Here is a 17,628-nt window from a genome sequence, read left to right as displayed (position 1 = left end):
GAAGAGAGCCGCAGCTTGGACATGGTCGAGGTGCTCCCACAGCATCCGGAGTTACATCGATGGCGGCGTTACAGTCTTGGCAGAACGCTGGCATTTCTACCTCTAACGCCTGAGTTAAGCGGCGGCGCAGCCGTCCGCTTGGACGAGGAGTTAGACGGTTGCGACGCGGCACGCTCGGGCGACGATATTGGCGCACGACGAACACGAAACTTGAGCAACCGACTACCCCAAAACTACCAGCTCTGAAAGCTCAGGCTTGCGGCGACACTGCGCGAAAAGCTGCTGCGGCGACGGACGACAAGCCAGCGCGAAGCTGGGCGAAACACACCACGCGAAGAACCGACACGAGCTACCGACTAACGCCTGAGTTAAGCGGCGGCGAAGCCGTCCGCCTTGAACGATCAGTTAGATGATTTTACGAAGGAAGTCGCAACTGGCCATTGGCATAGTATTGATCAAGACACATGATCAGACGATCTGTGTCAGAGCGAATTTTCTTTGCCTGCGTGTGAGGAAAATCTTCTCGCTCAGCCGGAGTGGCAGCCAAGTACGCTTTACCGTTATTGATTGAAGACGAAATCTCGGCAACACATACATGCGCGTTTTGAGCAGCATCTATGACCCTGCGAGGGAAAAGTAGTGGAAAGACAAAAAACACTTCGCTGTCGGTCCCGCGGCGCATGGCCTCCATTAGAAGCTTGGTCCGGTCATCAGCAGTCGGTTGGCTCATTGCATTGTCTACCGCCGTCTTGAACTTGGCGGAAAACTGCTCGGAATAAGGCTGCGTAGCTTGCGCTGCGGTGCCCAGTAGTAGAACTGCCGTAAAGAAGAGCATATAGGTGCGCACGGAAGCCTCCTCATCTAACGCTGGAGTTAAGCGGCGGCGAAGCCGTCCGCCTTGAACGAGTAGTTAGAACCCATGCTAGCCGAACCCCTTTTTATGCGCAGCTTGAACCCATGCAGCATCGACTGGACCGTTGAAGCCAACAACCGCATCTACGCTGCACTGAGGACAGATTGCAGTTTGTCCCTGCTCCTCGCCCATGACGTCACACCACTCAGTTATAGCGGACGGTGGAAATTCGGCGAAGCAGTAGTAGCAGACAGCCATTTCGCTGGCGAGAAGCCGGCTTCTATGCATCGAACTGTCGCAGGTTCTGCCCATGGGATCTAACGCTTGAGTTAAGCGGCGCGCGGCTTTTCGCGCGTCCGCTTGGACGAGATGTTAGACGGTTGCGACGCTGCATGCTCGGGCGACAACGACTGCCACGATGAGCGCACAGCTTGAACAACCGACTACCCCAAAACTGCCAGCTTTGAATGCCCAGGCTTACGACGATGCCGCGCGAAAACTTGCTGCGGCGACGGACGACAAGCCAGCGCGACGCTGGGCGAAACACACCACACGAAGAGCCCCCCCCCCCGAGCTACCGACTAACGCCTGAGTTAAGCGGCGGCGAAGCCGTCCGCTTGGACGAGGAGTTAGACGGTTGCGACGCAGCACGCTCGGGCGACGATGCGGGTGCACGACGAACGCGAAGCTTGAACAGCCGACTACCCCCAAACTACCAGCTCTGAAGGCTCAGACTTGCGATGACGCCGCGCGAAATGCTGCTGCGGCGACAGGCGACAAGCCAGCGCGAAGCTGGACGAAACACACGATACGACAAACCCACACAAGCTGCCGACTAACGCTAAGTAGATTTCAAAATACAGTGTAATCCAGCAGCCTAATCCCTGTATTCCTTGCTCAGGTCGAGCTGTCGGCCTACTCAAATCAACGACTTGCCCTCCTTGGCGCAGCCTAATTCGGCAGCCTAATCTCGCCATGTCTACAGACTGGGGGCATGGATGACATCCTTTCACGGAGCCGGGAAACGGACAAGCGGCGAGGTTGTCCGGCCCTCGCCGAAGCTGCTTGATCAGGTACGCGAGCGGATGCGCCGATTGGGCATGTCCAAGCGCAGCGAGGAGGCCTATGTGGGCTGGATTCGCCGCTTCATCCTGGCCAATGGCAAGCGCCACCCGACCGAGCTTGGCGCGCTGGAGATCGAGCGATTCCTCACCGCGCTGGCGGTGCACGGGCAGGTCGCCGCGGCTACCCAGAACCAGGCCTTGTCGGCCCTGCTGTTCCTGTACAAGCAGGTGCTGGGGGTCGAACTGCCGTGGCTGGACGGGATCGAGCGAGCCAAGCGACCGCAGCGGCTGCCGGTGGTGTTGACCAAGACGGAGGTCACCGCCTTGTTGGGCGAACTCACCGGCCTGCATTGGCTGATGGGCAGCTTGTTGTATGGCACCGGCATGCGGCTGATGGAATGCGTGCGCTTGCGCACCAAGGACGTGGATTTCGAGCGCGGCGAGATTGTGGTGCGTCAGGGCAAGGGCGCGAAGGATCGCCGCACCATGTTGCCGCGCTCGCTCGGTGAACCGTTGCAGGCGCAGTTGGCCGAGGCGGCGCGGATTCACCAGCGGGATCTGGCGGCTGGGTTCGGACGGGTCTGGATGCCCGATGCGCTGGCGCGGAAGTTTCCCGGCGCGGCACGGGACTGGGGCTGGCAGTACGTGTTTCCCGCCGCGGCACGCAGCATTGACCCGCGCGATGGGGTGGAACGTCGCCATCATGTGGACGAGTCACGCCTGCAGCGCGCGATCAAGGCAGCACGCGATCGTGCCGGCATCGTCAAGCCCGCCACCTGTCATACCCTGCGCCATTCGTTTGCCACCCATCTGCTTGAGGCGGGACAGGACATCCGCACCATCCAGGAACTGCTCGGCCACAAGGATGTCGCCACCACCCAGATTTATACCCACGTGCTCAACCGCGGCGGGCACGGCGTAGTCAGCCCGCTGGATCGCTGAGGACAGGGTCGTGCAGCCAGGACTGGTTTCTCATGCACGGCGCGGCCAGTTGAGCTCCACGCTGTGCTCCGCCCCGTCGTCGGCCAGCGGAATGCGGCCGTCGGGCTGCACTTCGCCGTCCAGCCACAGCGTGCTCGGCGTGCCGGCGTCGCTCTGGCGCAGGCGGATGCGGTACAGCGTGCCGTGCTGGCGATAGTCGACGGAGAAGCCTTCCCACTCCGGCGGCAGCACCGGCGCGAAGCGCAGCTTGCCGGCTTCCAGGTGCAGGCCGAGCAGCGATTCCACGATCAGCCGGTACATCCAGCCGGCGGAACCGGTGTACCAGCTCCAGCCGCCGCGGCCGACGTGCGGCGCGACCGCGTAGACGTCGGCGCTGACCACGTAGGGTTCGACCTTGTAGACGTCCATCTGCGCGGCGTCGAGGCCGTGGTTGACCGGGTTGATCATGCGCAGCAGTTCCCACGCGCGCGCGCTGTCGCCCAGTTCGGCGAACGCCATGGTGGCCCAGATCGCCGCATGCGTGTACTGGCCGCCGTTCTCGCGCACGCCGGGCAGGTAGCCCTTGATGTAGCCGGGGTCGAGCGCGGACTTGTCGAACGGCGGCCGCAGCAGTTGCACCAGGCCGGCGTCGCGGCGCACCAGGTGCGTGTCCAGTGCATCCATCGCCTGCTGCCGGCGTTCCGGCGAAGCGATGCCTGACAGCACCGACCAGCTCTGCGCGATCGAGTCGATGCGGCATTCGTCGTTGCCGCTGGAACCGAGCGGGGTGCCGTCGTCGAAGTAGGCGCGGCGGTACCAGGCGCCGTCCCAGCCGTGTTGTTCCAGCGCGCTGCGCAGCTTCGCGATTTCCTCGTCGCAGCGTTGCGCAAACGCCGCGTCGTCGTGCAGCCGGGCCACTTCGGCGAAGCGGGCCAGCACCCTGGCACTGAAGAAGCCCAGCCACACGCTTTCGCCGCGACCCTGTTCGCCGACCCGGTTCATGCCGTCGTTCCAGTCGCCGCCGCCGATCAGCGGCAGGCCGTGCGCGCCGCGCCGGGCGAGGCTGCGCTCGATCGCGCGCACGCCGTGCCGGTACAGCGTTTCGCGCAGGGCCGAGGGTTGCGGCAGGTCGTAGTACGACTCCTCGCCCTCGTGCAGCGCGCGGCCCTCGATGTAGCCGACGTCTTCGTCCAGCACGCCGCGATCGCCACTGGCCAGCACGTAGTGCGCGGTGGCCAGCGGCAGCCACAGGTAGTCGTCGGAACAGGTAGTGCGCACGCCGCGGTCCAGCGGCGGGTGCCACCAGTGCTGCACGTCGCCCTCGGGGAACTGGTGCGCGGCGCTCAGCAGCAGCTGCGCGCGCGCCAGTTCCGGCGCGGCGTGCACGGTCGCCATCGAATCCTGCAGCTGGTCGCGGAAGCCGAACGCGCCGCCGGACTGGTAGTAGCCGCTGCGCGCCCACAGCCGGCAGGCGATGGTCTGGTACAGCAGCCAGCCGTTGGCGAGCACGTCGAGCGCCGGTTCCGGCGTGTGTACCTGCACCGCGCCCAGCGTGCGCGCCCAGTGCGCGCGTACCCGCTCCAGCGCGTCGGCGGCGCTGCCGCTGCCGCGGAAGCGCTGCACCAGCGCCGCGGCCTCGGTGGCGTCGCGGCCCACGCCGAGGCGGAAGATCAGCTGGTGCTGCCCGCCGTCGTCCAGGTTCACCAGCGACTGCAGCGCCGCGCAGGGGTCCAGCCCGGCGCCGAGCCGGCCGGACAGCTGCGCGCGGCCCAGCCCGGCCGGCGCGCGCATGCTGCCGTTGCGGCCGAGGAATTCGCCACGGTCGCCGTCGATGCCGCGCGCGGGGTCGTCCACGTCGAAGAACGCCACCCGGTTCGGGAACTCGGTGTTGTACGCGTTGCGCGCGAACAGCGCGCCACTGGCCGGGTCCGATTCGGTGACCACGTGCATCGCGGTTTTCTCGCGCAGGTCGCCGAGCAGCCATTCGACGTAGCCGGTGACGCTGAGCCGGCGCGGCGCTCCGGAGTCGTTGCGCAGTTTCAGCACCGAGAATTTCACCGGCGCGTCCGGCGCCACGTAGACCCACAGCTCGGAGTGGATGCCGTCCTCGTGGTGCTCGAACACGCTGTAGCCGAAGCCGTGGCGGGTGACGTAGCTGCCGCTGCCGCGGCACGGCAGCGGCGTCGGCGACCACACCTGGCCGGTTTCCTCGTCGCGCAGGTACAGCGCCTCGCCGCCGTCGTCGGCGACCGGGTCGTTGTGCCACGGGCTGAGCCGGAACTCGTGCGCGTTCTCGGCCCAGCTGTAGGCGCTGCCGCTGTCGGAGATCACCGTGCCGAACTGCGGGTTGGCCAGCACGTTGCACCATGGCGCCGGCGTGCTGTCGCCGGCGGTCTGGGTGATCACGTACTCGCGGCCGTCGGCGCTGAAGCCGCCGTGCGGGTTGGCCAGCTGCAGCGTCGCCGGGGCGCTGGCGCTGGTGGCGAGCGTGGCGCTGGCGATGCGCCGGGGCCGGCTCGGCTCGAAGCGCGCCGCGTGGGTTTCCACCTGGCGCCGGCCGATCTGCTCGGCCAGGCTGCCGCGACCGTCGTTGAGGATGATCCGCGCGCTGGCCAGCACCACCAGCCGGTCCTCGCCGGACAGCTGCTGCCCCGGCCGCACGAAAATGCCGCCGGGGCGGTCGAGCAGGCTGGCTTCGCTGCCGGAGGCGATCAGGCCCATGATCAGGTCGTGCAGTTCCTGCCGGTAGCCGGCGCGGTCCTCGTTCCAGATCACCAGGTCCACCGCCAACCCCTTCTGCCGCCAGTACGCGTGTGCCTGCACCAGCTGGCGCACCAGTTCGATCCGCGACGGGCTGGCGATCTGCAGCAGCACGATCGGCAGGTCGCCGGAGATCGCCTGCCCCCACAGCCCGGACTGGCCGCGCCGGTTGCCGCGCAGTACCGCCGGCTCGGCGCGCAGGCTGGCGTTCGGGAACAAAATGCCGGTGGCCATGTGCTCGTACAGCTGCGCATCGGCGAGGCTGGCGTTGAGCTGGCGCAGCAGCACCTGGCTGTGCGTCCAGGCCAGGTCGAACACGCGGTCGGCGAGGTGACGGTCGCGGTACTTGCCGATCAGCTGCAGGCAGCCGTCGCGCTGCTCGGCGTAGCCGGTGACGAAGTCGATGGTGGCCGACTGCTCCGGCTCCAGCGTGATGCGGCAGCGGATCGCCACGATCGGGTCGAGCACCGGGCCGGCGCTGTCGGACAGCTGCGCCTGCTCGCGGTCGAGCGCCTGCGGCTCGGCCGTGCTGCGGCCGCGACCGATGAAGCGGGCGCGATCGGTCTCGTAGGAGATCGCGTCGATGTCGGCGTCGTGCACTGCCAGCAGGTGGAACATCCACGGCACGTGCTCGCCGGCGGCGCGCGGCCGGCGCGTGCACACGATTGCCTGCAGCGCCGGCACCAGCTCGGTCTGCACGAACAGCTTGCTGAAGGCCGGGTGCGCTGTATCGGCGGCCGGCGGCGCCAGCACCACTTCGGCGTAGCTGGTCAGCTCGATCGTGCGACGCAGGCGGCTGCGGTTGGTGATGCGGGTGCGGCGCAGCTCGATGTCGTCTTCCGGCGACACCACGATCTCGGTGTGCGCGTCGAACTCGCGTTCGCGCACGCGGAACTCGGCGCGCGCGTCGGAGAAGATCGCCTCGAATTGCTCGGTCTTCCTCCGCGTGGGCTGGTACGCGGTGGACCAGTATTCGCCGCTGGCGACGTCGCGCAGGTAGCAGAACATGCCCCAGGGATCGCGCGTGATGTCTTCGCGCCAGCGCGTCAGCGCGATCTCGCCGCGCCGGCTGTAGCCGCCGCCGGCGCTGGAGAGCATCACGTGGTAGTGGCCGTTGGAGAGCAGTTGCACGGCCGGGCGCGGGCGGTTCGGGTCGGCGAACACGCGCAGCCGCGCCTCGGCCGGGCGCGGGCTGCCGTCCGATTCGGGGAAGCCGGAGGCGTGCAGGTATTCGGCCGCCGTCCGCGGCACCCGTTCCTGCAGCAGCAGCGCGGTGGCCTGGAACTGCGGGTCGGATTCGAAGCGCCGCTGCATCGGCCGGTCCAGCAGCGCGTGGCCCAGCGCCAGCAGGCTCATGCCCTGGTGATGCGTCATGAACTGGCGCACCAGTGCCGAGTCCTGGCCCAGCGGCAGCCGTGCCGGGGTGTAGTCGATCGCCTCGTACAGGCCGTAGCGGCCGCGCGCACCGGCCTCGGCCAGCCGCTGCAGGTTCCGCGTGGCCGCTGCCGGCGCCACCATCAGCGCCAGCGCGCTGGCGTACGGCGCCACCACCACGTCGTCGCCGAGGCCACGCTTCAGGCCCAGCCCGGGCACGCCGAATGCGCGGTACTGGTAGGTGAAGTGCGCGTCCAGCATGTTGTAGCCCGATTCGGACACGCCCCACGGCACGCCGAGCTGGCTGCCGTATTCGATCTGCCGCGCCACCGCGGCGCGGCAGGTCTGGTCGAGCAAGGTGCCCTCGTAGCCGGGCATCACCAGCAGCGGCATCAGGTACTCGAACATCGAGCCGGTCCACGACAGCAGCACCGGTTCGCCGCCGACGGTGGTGAGCAGGCGGCCCAGCGCGAACCAGTTCTCCTGCGGCAGCTGGCCCTGGGCGATGCCGACGAAGCTGGCCAGCCGCGCCTCCGACGCCAGCAGGTCGTAGTAGCCGGCGTCGAGCCGGCGCTGGTCCGCGTTGTAGCCGATCGCCAGCAGGTCGCGCGTGCTGTCGTACAGGAAGCGATAGTCCACCAGCGCCAGTTCGCCGGCCAGCTGCGCCAGCTGCTCGATCGTGGCAAGGCGTGCGCGGGCGCGTTCGCGCACGCCTTCGGCGTCGGCCTCGGCCGGCCACGCCAGCGGCTCGATCCGCGCCAGCTGGCGCAGCGTGGGCATGCCGCTGAAGCCGGCCGCCTGGTCGTCCGCCGGCGGATCGAGCTCGAACGCGGCGGCCTCGGCGCACAGCTCTTCGCACTGCGCCAGCAGCGCGTCGAGCCAGAAGCGCGCGTCGCTGCCGGGCTCGGTGTCCAGCCGCGGCAGCAGTGCCTGCGCGTGCCCGCGCAGCTGCCGCAGCAGCGTGCTGGCCGCGCCGGGACGGGCCGGCGGCGCGGCCACGCTTTCGCGCAGTTGCTGCTCGAGCGGGTCCAGTGCGCGTGCGGCGTCGGCGTCGAGCGTGTCACGCAGCAGCGCCAGCGTGTCGCGCAGGCCGTCCAGCACGCACGGCCGGAACACCGGCTGATCGGGCAGTTCCTCCAGCCCGGGGCGCAGGGTCAGCAGGTGGCCGGCGAGGTTGCCGCTGTCCACCGCCGACACGTACAGCGGTGCCAGCGGCTGCAGGCTCTGCGTGTCGTACCAGTTGTAGAAGTGGCCGCGATGGCGCGGCAGCTGTTGCATCGTGGCGAGCGTGTGGCGGGTGCGTTCGAGCAGGCGGCCGCTGCCGAGGAAACCGAAGTCGTGCGCGGCCAGGTTCGCCAGCAGCGCCATGCCGATGTTGGTGGGCGAGGTGCGGTGGGCGACCGTCGGGCCGGGCTGCTCCTGCAGGTTGTCCGGCGGCAACCAGTGCTCGGCCGCGTCGACGTGGACGTCGAAGAAGGCCCAGGTCTGCCGTGCCAGCGTGCGCAGGAAACGCCGCTGCGCCGCATTCGGCGCAAACGTGTCCGGGGTGCGCGGCTGGCTGATCCACCACGCGAGCGCGGGTGAGCCCAGCCACAGCAGCAACAGCGGCAGCGCCAGCCACAGTGCCGACGGCCGCTGCAGCACCAGTGCCACGCCCAGCAGCAGCGCCAGCGCCGGGCTGATCCACATCAGTCGCCACAGTGCGACCGGCGCGTTGCCGCTGCGCCGCTCGACCTCGCTGGAGGTCTGCCATTGCAGCAGGTGGCGCTGGCTGACCGTCATCCGCCACAGCGTGCGCACGATCGCGTCGAGGTGGTACAGCGCCTCGTGCGGCAACCACGCCAGCCCCAGCGCCATCCGCGCCAGATGCTGCATGCCGGCCTGGAAACCGGCCCGCAGGTGCTGGTCGAGCTGCACCTCGCGCGGTTTCTGCACCAGTTCCAGCAACGCCGACAGCAGCGGCGGCAGCAGCACCATCGACAGCACCGCCACGGTCCACGAGAGCACCGGCGTGATCGCCAGCCAGCCAACCACCAGCAGCGCCAGCACCGCCACCGGCACCAGGCTGCGGCGCAGGTTGTCGAGGATCTTCCAGCGCGACAGCGCGGTCAGCGCGTTGCGGCGCCAGCCGGCGTGCGCGGTCGGCGCCCACGGCAGCAGCCACGGCAGCAGCTGCCAGTCGCCGCGGATCCAGCGATGGCGGCGCTTCACGTCGGCGCCGTAGCGGGCCGGGTAGGTCTCGAACAGCTGCACGTCGCTGAGCAGGCCCGAGCGCGCGTGGCAACCTTCGACGAGGTCGTGGCTGAGGATGCGGTTCTCGGGAAAGCGGCCGTCCAGGGTGCGCTCGAACGGGTCGATCGCGTAGATGCCCTTGCCGATGAACGAGCCTTCGCCGAACACGTCCTGGTAGACGTCCGAAACCATCTGCGTATACGGATCGATGCCGGCGTCGCTGCCGTACAGCTGCGCGTAGCGCGAGCGCGCGGTGCTGGGCAGGCTGATGCCGACGCGTGGCTGCAGGATCGCGTAGCCACTGACCACGCGCCGCTGCTCCGGGTCGTACACGGCGCGGTTGAGCGGGTGGTCGATGGTGCCGACGAAGGCCTGCGCCGCGTCGCGCGGCAGCTCGGTGTCGGTGTCCAGGGTGATCACGTACTGCACCGGACCAAGCGCCGCGATGTCGCCCACGATCAGCATGAAGCGGTCGTGCGCGCTGCCGCGCAGCAGCGCGTTGAGGTCGGCCAGCTTGCCGCGCTTGCGCTCGTGGCCCATCCAGCATTGTTCGCCCGGATTCCAGCGGCGCGGCCGGTGGAACAGGAAGAAGCGGTCGGCCTTGGCGCTGGCGTAGCGCTCGTTGAGCGCCTCGATGCGCCGCTGCGCCAGGCGCAGCAGCGCATCGTCGCCGGGCAGGGTCTGGTGGTCGGCATCGGCGAAGTCGGTGAGCAGGGCGAAGTGCAGGTGCTCGTCGCGGTTGCCGAGAAAGCGCACTTCCAGCGCTTCGGTCAGTTCCTCGACGTCCTGCACGCTGGCGATCAGGCTGGGGATCGCCACCAGGGTACGCGCGGCGGCCGGGATGCCGTGCGAGTAGTCCATGCGCGGCAGCTGTTGCGGCGCGATCGACAGCGTGGCGATCCAGTTGAGCAGGCTCAGCCCCAGCTGACTGGCCAGGATCGCGGCGGGAACCGCCAGCGCGATCAGCGCCCAGGTCGGCCAGCGGTCGTGCGCGGCGGTGGCGACCAGCGGTTGCGCGAAGGCGAACGTGAGCAGCGCCAGCAGGCCCAGGTAGATCGGCAGCGGTGCGCGGTCGAAGCCGCGGCGCAGACGCTCGCGCAGCGGCGGGCGCAGGCCCAGCTGCTGTTCCAGCCGGCGCCGGCCGCGGTCGATCAGGTAGTAGCCCACGTGCTGCGGCAACGGCACGCTGCAGTCGGTGGGCGCCGCGGCCTGGCTCAGTGCGATCGCCGCCGCGGCCACCTGCAGCTCGGTCAGCCGGTGCCGGCGCGCGATCGCCTCGACCACGTGGCGATAGCGGTCGCGGGTGGCGAAATCCATCGCCGCATAGACGCCGGTCGGGTCCCCGCGCAGGCATTGCTCGACCAGGCTGCAGTGCTCGACGAAGTCGCGCCAGTCGATCGCCGACAGCGTGCGCAGGCTGCCGATGCTGTTGCTGATCGAGACCTGGTTGGCCGCCTGTTGCTGCGCTTCCAGCTGCACCAGGTGTTCGATGCTCCGCCCCGACGCGGCCAGGCGCTGCTCGATCCAGCTCAGCGGCAGCGCCAGCGCCGGGCTCTGGCCCTGCAGCCGGCGCGCCATCTCGGCCACGAACGGGCTGTTCATCGGCGGATCCGAGCGCGCCATGTCGGCCACCACCAGCACCACCGAGTTCGGTTCGCGCCCGGCGGTGGCGGTCATGCTGTCGGCCCAGCGCGCGGCGTTGCCGCGATGGCGCCAATCCGCCATCACCCGCGCGGCCACGCGGCGCAGGTTCTCGATCAGTGCCAGCCGCAGCATGATCGGGATCGCCCACAGTTCGCCCAGCTTCAGCGGCGTCACTTCCTGGTAGGCGTCGATGAAGCGCTGCAGGATGTGCGTGTCGACCCGGCCGTCGCCGTGCGAGATGATTTCCAGCGCGATGTCGTAGACCCGCGGCAGCCCGGCCGACGGACCGCTGGCCAGGCGCGGCAGTTCGCGGCTGTAGCCCTTGGGCAGGTGCCGGCGGGCGATCCGGGTCTGCTCCTCGACCAGGTAGAAGTTGTCCAGCAGCCACTCGGCGGCCGGGGTGATCCGCAGCCGCTTGCGGGAGGCGGCGGTCAGCCGCTCGCAGGTGTGGGCAAGCACCGCCTCGTTGTCGGCCAGCCGCGTCAGCAGCGAATCCGCGCCGATCCGCGGGTCGATCCGGTGCTGCCCGGCCAGGGCGCGGCCGTGCCGTTCCATCTGCTCGGCGCTGAACAGCTCCGCGCGCAGCGCCGGCTCCTGCTCCGGCTGCGTGCGGGCGGCGGCGCGGCGCCGGCGGAACGCATTCAGCCTTCGCAGCTTGAGCAGGTCGAGCAAGTTGCCGATGTTCAAAAGCGGTTTTCCTTGGGCCTCGCGGGATCGGCCACGAGGCATCCATGCGGGCGCAGCGCCGGCGGGAACCCGAGTGAAGGCTGCGACCGCCGGCTCGCTCCGACCCTACGCGGCGGCATGTGAAGATGGCGCGCGCTACGATGGGCGCCCGCCCCTACCGGAGCCACGCCGTGCCACTGCAGATCCGCGCCGCCACTCTCGCCGACGTATCCGACCTGGTCGCCTGGAACGCGGCGATGGCCCGGGAAACCGAGCACAGGCAGCTCGATCCGGCGACGCTGGAACGCGGCGTGCGCGGCGTGTTCGAGCAGCCGCGGCGCGGCTTCTACCTGGTGGCCGAGCGCGACGGCGCCGCACTCGGCTGCCTGCTGGTGACCTACGAATGGAGCGACTGGCGCGGCGGCGATTTCTGGTGGATCCAGAGCGTGTACGTGGTTCCCGCGGCGCGTCGCGGCGGCGCGTTCCGCGCGCTGTACGCCGAAGTGGCGCGTCGCGCGGCGGCCGCCGGCGCGGTCGGCCTGCGTCTGTACGTGGAGACCGAGAACCAGCGCGCGCAGGCGACCTACGAGGGGCTCGGCATGCAGCGCTGCCACTACTTCATGTACGAGGCGCTGCTGGCCGAGCCCGCTGCGTAGGGCGGGCATTGCCCGCCGTGTCGTGGCGTAGCGCGGGGCAAGAGCCGGCGGGCGGTGCCCGCCCTACAGGTGCAGGTGTGCTCAGGCGGATTCGAGCAGCTTGCTGAACTCCGTCGCCGGCATCGGCGCGCCGTACAGGAAGCCTTGCAGCTGCGAGCAGCCGGCGTGGCGCAGGAAGGCGCCCTGCGCGCGTGTCTCCACGCCTTCGGCGATCACTTGCTTGCCGAGGCTGCGTGCCATCGCGATGATCGCGCTGGTGATGGTGGCGGTGTCGCGGTCGCTGGTGATGTCGCGCACGAACACGCGGTCGATCTTCAGCGCGTCGATCGGGAAATGCTTCAGGTAGGACAGGCTGCAGTAGCCGGTGCCGAAGTCGTCCAGCGACAGCCGCACGCCGCGGCGCTTGATCCGCTGCAGCAATCCGGTGGTGGCGTCGCCGCCGGACATCACCATGCGCTCGGTCAGTTCCAGTTCGAGCAGGTCGGCTTCCAGGCCGCTTTCGTCCAGCACCTCGTCCAGCCAGTTGCAGAACTCGGCGTGCTGGAACTGCAGCGGCGACACGTTCACCGACAGCGGGATCCGGTGGCCGGCGTGCAGCCACTGCCGCGCCTGGCGGCAGGCCTGGCGCAGCACCCAGGCGCCGATCGGCAGGATCAGCCCGGTGTCCTCGGCGACCGGGATGAACTGGTCCGGCACGTACGGCTCGCGCCCGTTCGCCTGCCAGCGCAGCAGCGCCTCGGCGCCGACGATGCGGCCGCTGTGCGCGTCCACCTTGGATTGGTAGTGCAGTTCCAGTTCGTGCCGCGGCAGCGCCTGGCGCAGCGCGGTCTCGATCCGCCGGCGCGCCCGCGCCCGTTCGCTCATCGACGCGGTGAAGAAGCGGTAGCCGTGCAGACCCTGCGCCTTCACCGCGACCAGCGCGGTTTCCGCATGCTGCAGCAGGTCGTCCGGCGCGGTCGCGTCGTCCGGGTACACGCTGATGCCGATGCTGAAGTGCAGGTCGAGTCCGGGCAGGCCGTCGACGCGGGTCTGCTCGCCGTGGTTGATCAGCACCTGGCACAGGCTGGCTGCCTCGCCCACGCTTTCCAGGTGCGGCAGCAGTACCACGAACTCGTCGCCGCCGTAGCGGTTGAGCAGCTCGTCGCCGGACAGGCAGCCCTGCAGCTGGCCGGCGACCGCGCGCAGCACGCGGTCGCCGGCGCCGTGGCCATGCAGCGCGTTGACCTGCTTGAAGTTGTCGATGTCGAGGTAGAGCAGCGCGGCGCGCTGCTGGCGCCGGCCCGCGGTGGCGATCGCCTGGCCGATCTGCTGGTGCAGCTGGCTGCGGTTGGGCAGGCCGGTGAGCGTGTCGTGCTGGGTCAGGTGGATCATCTTCAGCGCCAGCGCGCGGGTCTCGCTGACGTCGTGGAACACCAGCACGCCGCCGATCACGTTGCCGGCGTGGTCGTGGATCGGCGCGGAGGAATCCTCCACCGGCGTGTCGAAGCCGTGGCGGTGGCGCAGCAGCGCCTTGCCGGCGAGGTCGACGATGGTGTTGTGCTCGATCGCCGCGCGCAGCGGGTTCGCCACCGGGTGGCCGCGCCGCGCGTCGAACAGCTGGAAGATCTCCTCGATCGGCCGGCCCTGTGCTTCCAGCGCGGTCCAGCCGGTCATCGCCTCGGCGATCGGGTTGAGCGAGGTGATGCGCAGCTGCGGATCGGTGGTGATCACCGCGTCGCCGATCGAGCGCAGGGTCACTTCGGCCAGTTCGCGCTCGCGGTGCAGCGCGTCCTCGAACGCCTTGCGCTGGCTGATGTCCTGCACTTGCGAGACGAAGTACAGCGGCGCGCCCGACGCGTCGCGCACCAGCGACACGCTGAGCTGGATGTGCACCACACGGCCGTCCTTGTGGAAATTGCGCTTCTCCAGCTGGTACGACTCGCGCTGGCCGGCCAGCAGCTGCGCCATCAGTTCCGCGTCGGCCGCCAGGTCGTCCGGATGGGTGACGCCGGCGACGTCCAGCTGCAGCAGTTCCTCCTCGCGGTAGCCGAGCATCTGGCAGACCGCCGCGTTGACGCGCAGGAAATGGCCGTCCGGACGGGTCAGCGCCATGCCGATCGCGGCATGCTGGAACGCGGCGAAGAAGCGCTGCTCGCTCTCGTGCAGCTGCAGTTCCAGGGCGCGTCGTTCGGTGATGTCGACCAGCGCGGTGAAGATGCCGCGGACACGGCCCTCGGCGTCGAAGTCGGGCTGGAAGTTGCCGTGCGCGTAGCGTTGGGCGTTGCCGTCGTACAGCTCGCCCTCGTAGCTGGCCGGGTGGCCGGCGTAGGCGCGCGCCAGCGCCGCGCCGGCCAGCGCGTGGTTGCGCCGGCCGACCACGTCGACCAGGCGCTGGCCGATCAGCTGCTGCGGGTCGATGCCGAGCCAGCGGCGATGGGTGTCGTTGGCGAAACGGAAGCGCTGTTCGAGGTCGAGGTAGGCCAGCAGCGCGGGCGTACCGTGCGCCACCCGCGCGGGCCAGTCGGCTTCGCCCGGAAGTGATGGCGATACCTCGGCAGGCTTGAGCGGCCGCATGGTCATTCCGTCAGCAGAGCGCCCCCTGTCGGCGCCTCGTCATCATGCGCCGAGTTGCCGCCGCTGCCCAGCGGCGGCAGCGCCGGCCGGCCGACGGGTCAGTGCAATGCGGTCGCCGGGGCGCCGAGCCGGCCGTCGCCGTCCAGCACGATCCGGCCGGCGGCGTGCAGTTCGGCGGCGATGCCGTAATGGTCGGCGAGCCGGGCCAGCAGCGGCCCCAGCGCCTGCGGCTGCAGCGGGTAGCCGTGCGCCAGCGCGCGGGCATGCCCGCCGTCGCCGCGCTGGGCCACGGTGACCGCCACCACGCCGAGGCCGGGCGCCTCGTGCGCGAACAGCGTCGGCGCGTCGAAGCCGGGCTCGACCGCGGCCAGGGTTTCCAGCAGGTAGCCATCGGCCGCCGACGTCTGCCGCGCCGGGTCCGGCTGCAGCTGCAGCGGCAGCCGATGCGCATCGAGCAGCGCGGCGTACTGGCGCAGTTCGAACACGATGCCGGCGAAACCGTGCGCGCGCGCCGTGTCGTCGCCGGTCTGCGCGGCCAGCCAGTGCGACGGCGACTGCGCCAGCACCTTGCCCTCGGCGTAGCGCAGGCCCAGCCCGCGCGTGCTCATCGTCGCCTCCTCGCGGTACGGGGTCAGCAGCGCCGCTTCCAGCAGCGCCCACAGCGGCGCCAGATTGACGTGTTCGTACTGCACGCAGGTCAGCGCCAGCAGGTCGTTGCGGCTGAGATAGCGCACGTGCTCCAGCCGGATGCCGAGCGTGCGCATCAGCCAGTCGGCGGTCCGCGTGCCGGCCTCGCCGCGGCCGACCAGCTGGATCTCCAGTTGCTCGGACAGTTCCTCGGCCCGTTCCGCCGGCGCCAGCAGGCTCATCGGCAGCAGCCGCATCGGACCCTCGGCGTACGTCGGCGACGGTTCCAGCGGCTGCGCCGGCATGTGGCCGTCGTGGCTGCCGAACGCCACCACGTTCTCCAGGTGGGCACGCGGCACGCGCCGGGCCAGCTCGTCCAGCGTGGCCCATACCGGGAAGCCGGGTCGCAGCAGCTCGACCTGGTCGAACAGCGCGCCGGCCAGTGCCAGCCGGGCGGCGTCGACCTGCGGCACCAGCGCATGCAGGTCGGCGGCGACCAGGGCGACCAGTTCGGCGGCCTCGTCGCGACTCAGGGTCATTCGCGGCGTTTCGCCCGCGACCGGTTCCAACGCCAGCACCACGGGCAGGGCGGACAGTGTTTGTGCTTCCACGGGTGGCGATCCATCGGACAAAGAGTGTCAATTCTACCATTCAGGCTTTTGGGCTTTCGCCGCGCGGCATGGCGGGTTAGCCTTGACGGACTTGAGTGGTGGACTGTTCCGAGCATGGAAAACACGCAGAGACGCGTCGGGGTGATCGGCGGTGTGCGCATCCCGTTCTGCCGCAACAACACGGCCTACGCCGACGTCGGCAACTTCGGCATGTCGGTGAAGGTGCTCGGCACGCTGGTCGAGCGCTTCGGGCTGCATGGCGTGGAGCTGGGCGAAGTGGCGATGGGCGCGGTGATCAAGCACGCGTCGGACTGGAACCTGGCGCGCGAGGCGCTGCTCAGCTCCGGGTTGGCGCCGACCACCCCGGGCATCACCACCGCGCGCGCCTGCGGCACTTCGCTCGACAACACCATCATCATCGCCAACAAGATCGCCGCCGGGCAGATCGAGGCCGGCATCGCCGGCGGCTCGGATACCACCTCCGACGTGCCGATCGTCTACGGCACCCGCCTGCGCAAGCGCCTGCTGGCGATGAACCGCGCCAGGACCCCGCTGGACAAGCTGCGCACCGCGTTGCGCGGCTTCTCGCTGCGCGAACTGAAGCCGTCGTTCCCCGGCGTGGCCGAGCCGCGCACCGGCAAGTCGATGGGCGACCACTGCGAGCAGATGGCCAGGACGTGGCACATCAGCCGCGAGGCGCAGGACCGGCTGGCGCTGGACAGCCACCACAAGCTGGCCGCCGCCTACGAGGCCGGCTTCTTCGAGGATTTGCTGGTGCCGTTCCGCGGCCTCAAGCGCGACGGTTTCCTGCGCCCGGACACCACGCTGGAAAACCTCGCCGCGCTGAAGCCGGCGTTCGACAAGAGCTCCGGCCACGGCACGCTGACCGCCGGCAATTCCACCGGTTTGTCCGACGGCGCCGCGGCGGTGCTGCTGGGCAGCGACGCGTGGGCCGCGCAGCGCGGCCTGAAGGTGCAGGCGTACCTGCGCGACGCCGAAGTTGCGGCGGTGGATTTCGTGCACGGCGAAGGCCTGCTGATGGCGCCGACCATCGCGGTGCCGCGCATGCTGGCGCGCCACGGGCTGAGCCTGCAGGACTTCGACTACTACGAGATCCACGAGGCGTTCGCGGCGCAGGTGCTGTGCACGCTGCGTGCGTGGGAGTCGGCCGACTACTGCAAGCAGCGGCTCGGCCTGGATGCGCCGCTGGGCAGCATCGATCCGGACAAGCTCAATGTGCACGGTTCCAGCCTCGCCGTCGGCCACCCGTTCGCCGCCACCGGCGCGCGCATCGTCGCCACGCTGGCGAAGCTGCTGGAGCAGAAGGGCTCCGGCCGCGGGCTGATCTCGATCTGCACCGCCGGCGGCATGGGCGTCACCGCCATCCTCGAGCGGTGACGGAGCGGCTTCAGCCGCGATTCGCCCGGCAAGGCGCATAAAGGCCGCCATGCTTCGCCTGCGCACCACCACCACGCTCAGCCTGCTCGCGCTGGCCATCGGCGTCGCCGGCACCGGCTGGCTCAGCACGCAGACCGGTGCCTGGCCCGGCCCGCCGGCGCGCTACACCGCGCAGGTCGACACGCCGACCGCGATGCGCGCCCGCCCTGCCCCGCGCCGCCCGCACGGCCCCGCGCGCACGGCACCGGCGAGGCGCGTGCCGCCGCCGG

7 protein-coding genes and 1 pseudogene are annotated in these 17,628 nt (G+C 69.7%); 4 read left to right on the top strand and 4 right to left on the bottom strand.

The window, feature by feature from the left end; all coding sequences use genetic code 11:
* Positions 1–415 precede the first annotated feature (415 nt).
* Positions 416–847: a hypothetical protein gene (locus R5H19_RS06490; RefSeq protein WP_318158175.1), complete on the bottom strand. Its 432-nt coding sequence runs from the start codon at positions 845–847 to the stop codon at positions 416–418.
* A 1,004-nt stretch (positions 848–1,851) separates the two neighbouring features.
* Here R5H19_RS06490 and R5H19_RS06485 point away from each other — a divergent pair.
* Positions 1,852–2,859 (top strand): integron integrase, encoded by a 1,008-nt coding sequence (locus tag R5H19_RS06485; protein ID WP_318158174.1) that lies wholly within the window; start codon positions 1,852–1,854, stop codon positions 2,857–2,859.
* Between the two features lie 30 nt (positions 2,860–2,889).
* Here the strand turns inward: R5H19_RS06485 and R5H19_RS06480 are convergent, their stop codons facing one another.
* Entirely contained in the window at positions 2,890–11,535 is an 8,646-nt protein-coding gene (locus R5H19_RS06480) for a glucoamylase family protein (RefSeq protein WP_318158173.1), read from the bottom strand.
* Positions 11,536–11,705: 170 nt separating this feature from the next.
* Here R5H19_RS06480 and R5H19_RS06475 point away from each other — a divergent pair, with 170 nt between their 5' ends.
* Entirely contained in the window at positions 11,706–12,170 is a 465-nt protein-coding gene (locus R5H19_RS06475; RefSeq protein WP_318158172.1) for a GNAT family N-acetyltransferase, read from the top strand.
* Between the two features lie 81 nt (positions 12,171–12,251).
* Here R5H19_RS06475 and R5H19_RS06470 read toward each other — a convergent pair whose 3' ends face one another.
* A complete protein-coding gene (locus tag R5H19_RS06470; protein WP_318158171.1) occupies positions 12,252–14,723 on the bottom strand; it encodes an EAL domain-containing protein in 2,472 nt (823 codons plus the stop codon).
* Between the two features lie 98 nt (positions 14,724–14,821).
* Positions 14,822–15,961: a hypothetical protein gene (locus tag R5H19_RS06465; RefSeq protein ID WP_318158170.1), complete on the bottom strand. Its 1,140-nt coding sequence runs from the start codon at positions 15,959–15,961 to the stop codon at positions 14,822–14,824.
* 114 nt (positions 15,962–16,075) lie between these two features.
* Here R5H19_RS06465 and R5H19_RS06460 point away from each other — a divergent pair, with 114 nt between their 5' ends.
* Together R5H19_RS06460 and R5H19_RS06455 are read left to right on the top strand one after the other, a co-directional pair.
* Positions 16,076–17,359 carry an acetyl-CoA C-acetyltransferase gene (locus tag R5H19_RS06460; protein WP_318158169.1) on the top strand — a complete coding sequence of 428 codons (1,284 nt, stop codon included), beginning with the start codon at positions 16,076–16,078 and terminating at the stop codon, positions 17,357–17,359.
* Between the two features lie 49 nt (positions 17,360–17,408).
* Positions 17,409–17,628 (top strand): annotated as a pseudogene (locus tag R5H19_RS06455) (energy transducer TonB); the annotation flags it as partial.

The organism is Rhodanobacter sp. KK11 (genome assembly GCF_033345435.1).
GTDB lineage: Bacteria > Pseudomonadota > Gammaproteobacteria > Xanthomonadales > Rhodanobacteraceae > Rhodanobacter.
Note: the sequence above shows the minus strand (reverse complement) of the source record. Positions and strands in the feature narration are given on the sequence as shown.

Excerpts from the sequence above, each read along its gene's own strand:
- R5H19_RS06460 (WP_318158169.1), top strand. The coding sequence starts at position 16,076 with ATGGAAAACACGCAGAGACGCGTCGGGGTGATCGGCGGTGTGCGCATC.
- R5H19_RS06470 (WP_318158171.1), bottom strand. The coding sequence starts at position 14,723 with ATGCGGCCGCTCAAGCCTGCCGAGGTATCGCCATCACTTCCGGGCGAA.
- R5H19_RS06485 (WP_318158174.1), top strand. The coding sequence starts at position 1,852 with ATGACATCCTTTCACGGAGCCGGGAAACGGACAAGCGGCGAGGTTGTC.